Origin of the sequence: Lentilactobacillus sp. Marseille-Q4993 (assembly GCF_951230165.1) — a bacterium.
Taxonomy (GTDB): Bacteria; Bacillota; Bacilli; order Lactobacillales; family Lactobacillaceae; genus Lentilactobacillus.
In genome coordinates this window covers 1-10,688 of record NZ_CATNVB010000047.1, presented here as the reverse complement: position 1 = coordinate 10,688, position 10,688 = coordinate 1, and the positions used below count along the sequence as shown (strand labels likewise).

The following is a 10,688-nucleotide window of genomic DNA, read 5'->3' as shown; positions in this document are numbered from 1 at the left end:
ATCAGCGTCGCAACGCCTTTTGACAACTATTACAATATATCATGTGGAGCATTTCATGTCAACGACTTTTTTGAAATTAATTAACTCGGTTATCCGAATCACATCAACTCATTTAGCTGTCGTTCACGTGCTCGCTAATCAAAACTGCAAGAACTAGTATACCGCTATAAACTCCGTTAAGTCAACAAAAAAACAGAACAAATTTAAAATTTGCTCTGTTCAATGTTATTTATCCTTTAATTCAGGCGCATCAGTCTTATACTCATCGACGGTAGACTTACCGTCGTTCTTAGCTTTGATACTGGTTGGCGTCTTAGTTTCAGCCTTCTTCAAGTTATCCAAAGATTTAGTATATTGATAAGTGAAATCCTTCTTATTCGTCTTATCAAAGCCCTTTGGTTGATAGAATCTAAGCAAATCTCCATAGATAACCCGGTCAGAAAGCGACAGTTCAGTCGTGACATGGTTTTGAAGCTTAGCTAATTCTTGCTTCTGCTGCTTATTAGGCGTAATTTCTTCCCCCGTCTTAGTCAGATAAACCGTACTCCCAACCTTCGTATACTTAGGGGTAACAAAATCGCCATCTCTAAACGCAACTGTTTGATCATGCTTTTTAGCTAACAAATCAGTCCCAAACTGAATCGTATTGTTGTTCTTATCACCAACTAAATGTAACAACGTTGGTAAAACATCAATTTCTCCACCGTACGAATGATCCAATTTCCCCTTTAAATTAGGTGAATGAATCATAAACGGAACCTTTTGAAATTGAGCAAGATCGTAACTATTAATACTCTTCTTATGCAGTAATTGAGCTATCGCAGGCCTATGGTTGTTTGAAATTCCATAATGGTCACCGTAAAGTACTAATGCACTGTCCTTATATAACCCAGTCTTCTTAAGATAACTCAAGAACTCACCAAAGGCTTGGTCAAGGTAGTGAGCCGTTTGAACATAAGGATCAACCGTCTTATCACCAGTCTTGGTAGCCGGGAAATCAGTATTTTGTTTATCAATCAAGTATGGGTAATGGTTAGTAAGCGTGATCAGCTTAGCGTAAAAAGGTTGAGGCAGCTGCTCAAGATACTGAGCGCTATCCTTGAAGAAAATCTTATCTTTTAATCCATACCCAACACTGTACGAGGGTTTTGTCTTGTAATACTGTGAACTAAAGAAGTATTGGTATCCCCATGACTTATACGTACTATCACGGTTCCAAAAACTTGGCACATCCCCATGAAAGGCAGCGGTTGAATATCCCTTTTGATCAAAAATTGCTGGGGCTGCTTGGTATGTGTTCTGGGACCCATAAGTAACCATCGCAGAACCTTGGGGGAGCCCATACAATGAGTTTTCAAGCATCATTTCCGCATCTGAAGTCTTACCTTGAGCAACTTGATGATAGAAGTTGTCGAAGCTGAGGGTATGCTTATTCTTATAGAACTTATTAAGGTTCGGCGTTACTTCCTTACCATTGACCTTATAATTGATCAAAAACTGCTGAAAACTCTCCAGATGGATAATAATGATGTTCTTACCCTTAAGCTTGCCAAAGTACGCTGGATCAGCCTTCGCTCTTGAATGTTTTAAGTATTTTAATACACTATCCATATCACTGGCTTTAGCCTGAGAACGGGTAGCTGATTCTTTTTGGGTCTGATATACGTTAAATGCCGCATATTCATTCAACCCTAAGTATTTAACAATGTAGTTGTTATCAAACGTCCTGGTCAATAACCCAGAACGATCTGCGGATGCCAAACTGTACTTGCCAAACATCAATACCATTGAGGCAATTGAGACGATGAAGGCTTTATACTTCTTAAACGGCCTAGCATCAATTCTAATTACTTTGGTAACTAACAGAATAATCAGAACAGCAATATCCAGAAACACCAAAAAGTCAGTCGGTCTAATGATTTCCATCAAACTCTTACCCAGGTTGTTCTGAACGTTTCCAGATCCTTTAATTATTCCAAGAGACAAGAAATCAGAAAATTCACGGTAGTAGACGATATTTGCAAATATCCAGACCGTTTCAATAAAATCAATTATCATTATCAGCCAGTATCGTAGCCGACCACTAAAGTACAATGCAATTCCAAAAGTTAGTAATGCAGCTGGAATCGGATTGACAGCTAAAATAAATTCTTGAAGTGGCCCCTTAACTCCCAGTGTGAACTTGGTTAAATAGACCAAATATGTTTTTACGCAAAATAGAAAAACTACCAGGAAGAAGAATCCCCAGGTTGTGTTGAAAAAATTTCTAATTCTATTGTTATCCCGAGACATCGGCAATACTCCTCCATACATTCAATTAAAGCTAAGATTGCTCATTATTTTCATTATCTTCAACCTTGTCAGGCTTGACCATGAGGGCAACGACCCCAGCAGCCATCCCGAAGTAGTATGTTAACAATCTCCAAAGCAGCATTGCCAACACTAACTTGGTATCACTCGTAATATAACTTGAAAAGAGTGACTCAAAACTAAATTCTGCTCCTCCAGATCCACCCGGAATCGGAAACAGCGAAATTATCATAACAATCATGATGTGTAAACTCGTAACCATAACGATATTTGCACTACTATAGCCAAGCGAAAGCATGATAAAGTACGGGATCACATAGTAGAATGCGAGCTGAATAAATGTTAGCCCCGCAATTTTAAGCAATAGTTTTGGCTTTCTTGCAATTCTGACACTTTCTTGATAAAGATGATCAATTTGTGATGATAAACTACCTCTCATCGAGTAGTATTTTTCATCCTTCATAAACCACCTGGCGGGTTGAATCAGAAACATGGAAATTTTCTTGGTAAAGCCCGGCCAATACATCACCATTAGCAAACCAACGATGACAAAAAAGTGAATTAGGAATCCAAAAACAACAAACAACGCCAACAATTGGAGCTTTGTCGCAACATAATGAAAGCCAATCAACAAGCTAATAAAAAAGTTCACAACAATCATTGCTTGATACACAACGAATTTCATCAGTAACGCGGAACTTGCCCGGCCACCATCAATTCCAGTCTGCATCATCACAAACAGTTGTCCTGGTTGGCCTCCTGATGAAAACGGCGTAATTCCATTAAAGAGTTGTTCAACTAGCGGAACCCTCAATGCATCCTTAAAAGTAAAGTTTTTGACTCTATCAGACACCAACACCTTGGTAACTATCGCTTCCACAACCAAGTACACACAAATACATAAAAATGCGACTAGTAGCCACCAATAATTGATTGAAAAGAACTCAGACACTAATAAACTTAGTTTAATATCTTTAATTGAATAACCAAAAATAGCCACCCCAAGGAGAACCATAATGGTCAACATTATCTTATTATTGCGAGACATGGTTACCCTTTCTTAGCCCAATAGTTGTAAAAATCATACCACACGTGAGCTAGATGTTCTTCAGAGTACTTGTCACTAGCATCCCCAGCCTTTTGCGCCATTTCTGCTAATTTTGATTCATCATTAACAAGCTTTTTCAACTCTGTATCCATCTCTGATTCATTCTCACAAGAAATATAATACCCTTCAATTATTGATTTATAAAGGTCAAGATTCCTTAACATTACAGGTGTTTTGGTACTAAATGACTCAAGAACAGACATTGGGAAAAGTTCGTTGTATGAAGGCAATAAGAACAAGTCAGCCATATTGTAGTACTCAACTAGCTTATCTCGGTCAACAATTCCAGGAAACGCCAAGTTAGCTGGGGGATCATCAACGACCTTTTCAAGTTCGGAATACCCCTCGGTTATCTTCCCAAAAGAAAAACCACCGGTCCATACAAACTGGATATTAGGATTGTCTTTAGCTAATTTAACAAAATCCAGCACTCCCTTACGAGTCTGGATTTGGCCAGATCCTAAAACCATAAACTTGTCTTTATCAAAACCATACTGATCACGCAGGTTAAGCTTCTCAGCGTTGTCAACCGAGTAAAACACCTTTTTGCTAACAAAATTAGGGATATACGTAATGTGTTTACGGGGAATCCCATATTCCACTAACTTATCAATAAATGTTGGATTAACTACCACGATGTGATCCATCCGTTTGTAAAACGAAATCACATACTTATAGAAAATCACCTTCAACGGTAAGGGGAGCTTGATACTACCATCAAGGGTCTCCGGTAGAAAATGAACATACCCGATTTTAGTGCCACGATTTGGCAAAAAAGTAGAAAGATAAAACGACGGGTTAATGGTGTGGTAGTGCGAAATGTCCGCCCGGCCGTATGTGTTAATTGAAATTTTCATTTCTTTGGAGAATCGTTTTCTTAGCATCTTCACCAATTCAAGATACGCACTTCCGACCCCCTGTCCTTTTACCTTATCTGCGGTAGAAAACATGGTAATTTTCAGCATACTAGATCCTTTCACTCTCGTTATTCGGTACTAAACTGCTCGCTCTTTCTCAAATCTTCAGCCACTTTTGCGTTCTGATAAAAATCAACGATTCGATCACCAAAAGTTATAGCTGAAATCTCTTTAATCTTTCGTTGTAAAATCTGTTCGGTTGCCTTTGTCTTAACGATTGGTGCCTTTAGATATTGGACAGTATTATCAATGAACTGCTCTTGATGGGTAAATGTCATTCCCAAAATCCGATTGTTTAATAACGCGTCCGTATAGTCACCGGAAGTAACAACGACCGGTGTTCCAGCCGCCATTGCTTCAATGTACGTTAATCCTTGTGATTCTGAATTAGATGTCGACACGAATACATCTGCCGCTTGATAAAAACTGTTAACGTGGTTATTATCAATTTCTCCTGTAAAAATAACGTTATCCCGGATTCCCAACCGTTCGGCCTGATTCATCAAGTCTTCCTTTGCTGGACCATCGCCAACAATCATCAGTTTTACCTTCGAATACTGATTCAGAATTACTGGGAAGGAGTCCAAAATCTCAGAAATGTTCTTTTCATAAGCAAGCCGACTCAATGTCAGTGCCAGCCGCTCGTCCGGCTTAATTCCATACTTGGCCCGAACCTCATTTGGATTAGCTTCGTTTTTAAACATCGTAGTATTGATTCCGGTCGGAATGATTCTAATCGGTGCCTTTACTCCATAACCTGTGAGGGTATCTAAAACTCGATCCGACGGAGCAACCACTCCCGATAAGTTATGGCAAAACATCAGCGTAGCGTCCTTAACATGGATTGGCTTTAGCAATCTGCCATTAGCCACATAATGGAGATAATCCTCATACATCGTGTGATATGTATGAATACAGGGGATGTTCAAGTTTTTTGCAACAAACTTACCAATCATCCCCATCGAAAACTCTGTCTGCGTATGAACAATATCCAAATTAAGTTCCTTGGCAATTTCATACGCTTGAAAAAGACCGCGAATCGCTATTCTACGGTCAGAAAACGAGATAAATGGGATGCTCGAAAATCTAAAAATGTTATTTTCAAATGAATCCTTCCCAACATGAGGGTCAGTCGTGGTAAAAATGTACACTTGGTTTCCGCGCCGTTCCAATTCTTCCTTCAACGTCTTTATAGAAGTTGCAACTCCGCTGACCTGTGGAAAATAAGTATCAGTGAATATTCCAATGTTCACGTCTGGCTCCCCTTTCAAATAGCAGAGAAGGCCATCATTTTGTGTCTTCTCTGAACAATAATCAAAGTAATTATATTTGTTTCAAAAAATGAATGCAAACTATCAAATGCAAAAACAAGCTGAAAAAGCGATTACATCACCATTCAGCTTGTTTTTTAAGTTATTTATAAGTCTTGGGGTTATCCCCACTCAACGTGTGGGTAACGTCATTTTTAACCTCTTCGCTGCTACCGTAAAAACTAACACTCCGATCAGCCAACGTTATCATTTCCCTTGAATCAAGGCTTCGAATCAAAGACCGTGATTCGAGAATCGCGCCCGCATTCATCGAAAACTCGTTAAGCCCAAGTCCCACCAGTAGTGGAATGGCAACAGGATCACCCGCCATCTCACCACACATGCAAGCTGGAATTCCCTTGTCATGACATGAGTCAATTATATTTTTGATCAGTCTCAAAACAGCCGGATTATATGGTTGATACAAATAGGAGATTTTTTCATTTCCCCGATCAGCTGCCATCACGTATTGAATAAGATCGTTTGTCCCAATACTCATAAAATCTACTTTGTTTGCAAATTGATCTGCCAATAGAGCTGCGGATGGAACTTCAACCATTATGCCAAGTTTAACTTGGCCAACTTTGGTACCCTCGTCGATAAGTTTTTTTCGCTCAGTTCGATAAATGAGTTTTGCTTGATCAAACTCGCTTGTAGTCGAGATCATTGGAAACATAATCGACAAATCCCCATAGGCAGATGCCCTGATCAACGCCCGAAGTTGGGTTCTAAAAATTTCATCCTTATCCAAACTAAGCCTGATTGCCCGGTAGCCTAAAAACGGATTTTCTTGCTTTGGCATCTTTAAGTACGGCAACGATTTATCGCCACCGATATCAGCTGTCCTAATCGTGACCGGTTTTCCATCCATCTTTTGAAGCACATCTTTGTATACCTCAAATTGGTCATCCTCAGAGGGCAGTTTAAGAGACTGCATGTATAAAAACTCGGTCCTAAATAAACCGATTCCTTCAGCTCCATTTTCAATTGCCTCAGCCACATCGCTATCTGAACTGATATTAGCAGCCAAAACTGCTTCCCTACCATCTAGTGAAGCGGTCTTCTTATTAATTAATCCCCTTAATTCAGATTGGTGAACTTCATTTCTTTTAATTTTGGCCTGGTACTCATCAACTTGATCTTGATTTGGATCCACGATTACTTGACCCTTCGTTCCGTCAATAATAACTTGGGTACCATTCTCAACTACTGCCAAGACATCCTCTAGCCCAACCACAGTTGGAATTTGGAGTGTTCGTGACATGATTGCTGAATGGGACGTCTTGCCACCAAGATCCGCTGCAATTCCCTTTACGTACTTAGGAACAAACTGCGCGGCATCACTTGGCTTTAAATCATGGGCAACGATTATTACCTGCTTGTTAATAAGAGCGGGATCGTGAAGTTCAACACCTAATAGGTGCCCCATAATTCGCTTCATAACATCAGCGACGTCCTCTGCACGCTGACGCATATAATCGTCCTTTAACGATTCAAAGGTATCAATATATCCGTCAGAGACAGATTTAAGTGCTACTTCGGCACTATCGTTGTTGTTTCTGATTTGTGATTTAACTTTTGAAAAAAACTCAGGGTCAGATAAAATTGCTATATGTGCATTAAAGACCTCAGCTTGATATTTACCGAGGTCTTCTAACGTTTTTTGATGAATGTTAAAAAGCTCGGCCTTTGAAAGCTGAACAGCTTCGTCCAAGCGCGAGATTTCTGACTTTACATCCTCAATTTTTCGTGGTTTAAAAGAAAGATCAGGTTCATCAAGCCGAAAGGCTGCTCCAATAGCAATCCCTTCGCTGGCCGAAATCCCCTTGAATGTTTTCATATCTTATTCAGTAAGTCCTTCTTGTTTCATTGTTTCAGTAATAGCTTCAATTGCTTCTTTTTCATCGTCACCATCAGCAGTGATTGTAACTGAGGCACTTTGACCAACACCAAGTGACATAACGCCCATAATTGACTTCAAGTTTACAGACTTGTCTTGATATTCAAGTGTAATGTCTGAGCTGAACTTGCTGGCAGTTTGAACAAGTAAGGTTGCTGGACGAGCATGAATACCAGTCTCAGCAGTTATGTTAAATTCGTGTTTTTCCATTTTAATCATTCTCCTCTGAATTTATTCGATTTTGAGATAGACTCACAAAATCAGAAATAATCTTTACTTAGTTTAGAATAGCAATTAAACCAACAAAATACAAGTTTTAATTAACCGCTTTCAGATATTTTCACATTTCTTCCTCATTTTCGTAAGTATATGTGACAATTCCGCCCTTCTGAGCCTTTCCAGACACTCGAGTTTTATAGTCAAAATTCATAAATGCTTGTTGAAAATCCATAAATTGATCAGGATTTACCTGAATTTCTTTGATCTTACCTTCACGCAATTCATCTAGCAGTTTTGCGTAGTCGTTTTCCGCCATTGGTCAAACTTCCTCTCTACATATAATGATTGGGTTCAATTACTTGATAACTTGACTCGATGTTGTATAATAATTTTCGAAGGTCAAAGTTGGTCAGTGTTTTAAAAAACGCTAATAGAATCTGGCCTTTCACTTCTATACTAAAGGAGGAAAGCAATTAATGCTATGCCAAAATTGCCATCAAAATGAAGCAACTATCCATTTATATACTAATGTAAATGGTAAAAAGCAAACAGTTAACCTTTGTCAAAATTGCTATCAACTCCTAACTAACCGACAAAAGAATTTGGGAGGTGCACAAGATATGGCACAAGATCCATTTGGTTTCGGTGGCTTGGATGATATTTTCCGAGCAATGCAGGGCCAAAATCCCGAGATGAATAACCCACAGTCACAAATTCCTCCTACCCAACCACAAGGACCAAATAATGGCGGTCCAAACGGTCGCGGTGGCAACGGGAATTCCCTTCTTGGTCAATACGGGATCAATCTTACTCAAATGGCTAAAGATGGAAAAATTGACCCAGTTATCGGTCGTGATAATGAAATTAAACGGGTTGTTGAAATTCTCAACCGTAGAACCAAGAATAACCCAGTATTAATTGGTGAAGCCGGAGTCGGTAAGACTGCTGTCGTTGAAGGTTTGGCTCAACAAATCGTATCTGGCGAAGTTCCAGCCAAGCTTCAAAACAAACAACTAATCAGATTAGACGTTGTTTCACTAGTTCAAGGTACTGGAATTCGAGGCCAATTTGAACAACGGATGCAACAATTGATCAAGGAAGTTCAGGGCAATCCTGACATTATCCTATTTATCGATGAAATCCACGAAATCGTGGGTGCTGGTAACGCTGAAGGTGGAATGGATGCAGGTAACGTTTTGAAGCCTGCGCTTGCCCGTGGCGAATTTCAATTAGTCGGAGCTACTACTTTAAACGAATACAGAGATATCGAAAAAGACTCCGCTCTCGCAAGAAGACTTCAACCAGTTACAGTTAATGAGCCTTCTCCGGAAGAGGCATTTGAAATCCTTAAAGGAATTCAAAAGCACTACGAAGATTACCACCACGTTAAGTATTCCGATGATGCTATCAAGGCCGCAGTTGAGCTCTCTGACCGCTACGTTCAAGATAGGTTCCTACCTGATAAGGCAATTGATCTCCTCGATGAAGCAGGTTCACGTAAGAATTTAACCATTAACATTGTTGATCCAAAAGCCATTGAAGAAAAAATTGCTGATGCAGAGCGACAAAAGCAAGATGCCTTGAAGAATGAAGATTACGAAAAGGCTGCTTACTACCGCGACCAAGTTAACAAACTTGAGCAAAAGAAGTCTGACGGAAACGTTGACCCTTCTGCAATCCCAGAAGTAACCGAAGAGGACATGCAGAAAATCGTTGAAGAGAAAACCGATATTCCTGTTGGTGATCTCCAAGCTCAAGAACAAGCTCAACTTAAGGATCTTGGTCCAAACCTTGAAAACCACGTTATTGGCCAAGACGAAGCTGTCGAAAAGGTTGCTCGAGCTATTAGAAGAAACCGGGTTGGATTCAACGGTACTGGCCGACCAATCGGTTCGTTCCTATTCGTCGGCCCTACCGGAGTTGGTAAGACCGAGCTAGCAAAGCAACTGGCCTTTCAACTATTTGGTTCAAAGGACTCTATGATTCGATTCGACATGTCTGAATACATGGAACCACATTCAGTGGCAAAACTTATCGGTTCACCTCCTGGATACGTTGGCTACGAGGAAGCTGGTCAGTTGACTGAACAAGTTCGCCGTCATCCATACAGTTTGATTTTGTTAGATGAGGTTGAAAAGGCTCATCCAGACGTTCTCCACATGTTCCTTCAAATTCTTGATGATGGTCGTTTGACTGACAGTCAGGGACGGACCGTATCATTCAAAGATACGATCATCATTATGACTAGTAACGCCGGTACAGGTGATTCAGAAGCTAATGTTGGATTCGGTGCTGCTGTAGCCGGTAAGACTCACTCAGTTATTGATAAGTTGACTAACTACTTCAAACCCGAATTGCTCAACCGATTTGATGACGTTGTTGAATTCAACCCATTATCAAAAGACAACTTACAAAAGATTGTTTCGTTGATGATTACAGATGTTAATGACATGCTTTCACAACAAGGACTCTCGATTGAAGTTTCTGATGCAGCTAAGAAGAAACTAGTTGATTTGGGATACAATCCAGAAATGGGTGCTCGTCCACTTAGAAGAGTTATCCAAGAAGAGATTGAAGACCGGGTAGCTGATTACTATTTGGACCACACCAAAGTTTCAAAACTCTATGCAGACGTTAAGGATGATCAAATCTTTATCTCATCTGAGAGTTTTAATGACAAAGCTGATAATTCCTCAGACGACAACACAGAAGAATAATCAAAAGTACAAATTACTATCAAAACTAAACTAGTCCGCAAAAGCGCAGTGATAATTTCATTTTTTGGAATTATTATGGTTCTTCGTCAAACATCCTAATGTAAGAGGTATCAAGATTGTGACGACAATCTTGATACCTCTTTTACTATACTAAAGTTGAGGTTGAGGTCGCCAACACCAGTGGAATTAAATTCCGAGCGTCAAACT

At 39.8% G+C, this 10,688-nt stretch carries 8 protein-coding genes; 1 reads left to right on the top strand and 7 read right to left on the bottom strand.

Annotated elements, in window-relative coordinates; all coding sequences use genetic code 11:
- Window positions 1-225: 225 nt before the first annotated feature.
- The 7 genes from QOW94_RS10590 to ykzS all read right to left on the bottom strand — a co-directional run bounded on the left by QOW94_RS10590 (window position 226) and on the right by ykzS (window position 8,080).
- Window positions 226-2,292, bottom strand: coding sequence for an LTA synthase family protein (locus QOW94_RS10590; protein ID WP_283680425.1), 2,067 nt, complete (start codon window positions 2,290-2,292; stop codon window positions 226-228).
- A 31-nt stretch (window positions 2,293-2,323) separates the two neighbouring features.
- A complete protein-coding gene (locus QOW94_RS10585; protein ID WP_283680424.1) occupies window positions 2,324-3,358 on the bottom strand; it encodes a lysylphosphatidylglycerol synthase transmembrane domain-containing protein in 1,035 nt (344 codons plus the stop codon).
- Between the two features lie 2 nt (window positions 3,359-3,360).
- The gene (locus QOW94_RS10580) at window positions 3,361-4,383 is read right to left on the bottom strand and encodes a glycosyltransferase family 4 protein (protein WP_283680423.1); all 1,023 of its coding nucleotides are present in this window, start codon (window positions 4,381-4,383) and stop codon (window positions 3,361-3,363) included.
- Window positions 4,384-4,403: 20 nt separating this feature from the next.
- A complete protein-coding gene (locus QOW94_RS10575; RefSeq protein WP_283680422.1) occupies window positions 4,404-5,588 on the bottom strand; it encodes a glycosyltransferase family 4 protein in 1,185 nt (394 codons plus the stop codon).
- A gap of 160 nt (window positions 5,589-5,748) precedes the next feature.
- Window positions 5,749-7,485, bottom strand: coding sequence for a phosphoenolpyruvate--protein phosphotransferase (gene ptsP / locus QOW94_RS10570; protein ID WP_283680421.1), 1,737 nt, complete (start codon window positions 7,483-7,485; stop codon window positions 5,749-5,751).
- 3 nt (window positions 7,486-7,488) lie between these two features.
- Entirely contained in the window at window positions 7,489-7,755 is a 267-nt protein-coding gene (locus tag QOW94_RS10565) for a phosphocarrier protein HPr (RefSeq protein ID WP_283680420.1), read from the bottom strand.
- Window positions 7,756-7,885: 130 nt separating this feature from the next.
- Window positions 7,886-8,080, bottom strand: coding sequence for a protein YkzS (gene ykzS, locus QOW94_RS10560; RefSeq protein WP_283680419.1), 195 nt, complete (start codon window positions 8,078-8,080; stop codon window positions 7,886-7,888).
- A 160-nt stretch (window positions 8,081-8,240) separates the two neighbouring features.
- Between ykzS and QOW94_RS10555 the strand changes: the two genes are divergently transcribed.
- The gene (locus QOW94_RS10555) at window positions 8,241-10,481 is read left to right on the top strand and encodes an ATP-dependent Clp protease ATP-binding subunit (RefSeq protein ID WP_283680418.1); all 2,241 of its coding nucleotides are present in this window, start codon (window positions 8,241-8,243) and stop codon (window positions 10,479-10,481) included.
- Window positions 10,482-10,688 lie beyond the last annotated feature (207 nt).

What these genes read in the sequence shown, in the direction of transcription:
- QOW94_RS10590 (WP_283680425.1), bottom strand. Translation starts at nt 2,292, where the DNA reads ATGTCTCGGGATAACAATAGAATTAGAAATTTTTTCAACACAACCTGG.
- QOW94_RS10585 (WP_283680424.1), bottom strand. Translation starts at nt 3,358, where the DNA reads ATGTCTCGCAATAATAAGATAATGTTGACCATTATGGTTCTCCTTGGG.
- QOW94_RS10580 (WP_283680423.1), bottom strand. Translation starts at nt 4,383, where the DNA reads ATGCTGAAAATTACCATGTTTTCTACCGCAGATAAGGTAAAAGGACAG.
- ptsP (WP_283680421.1), bottom strand. Translation starts at nt 7,485, where the DNA reads ATGAAAACATTCAAGGGGATTTCGGCCAGCGAAGGGATTGCTATTGGA.
- QOW94_RS10565 (WP_283680420.1), bottom strand. Translation starts at nt 7,755, where the DNA reads ATGGAAAAACACGAATTTAACATAACTGCTGAGACTGGTATTCATGCT.
- ykzS (WP_283680419.1), bottom strand. Translation starts at nt 8,080, where the DNA reads ATGGCGGAAAACGACTACGCAAAACTGCTAGATGAATTGCGTGAAGGT.
- QOW94_RS10555 (WP_283680418.1), top strand. Translation starts at nt 8,241, where the DNA reads ATGCTATGCCAAAATTGCCATCAAAATGAAGCAACTATCCATTTATAT.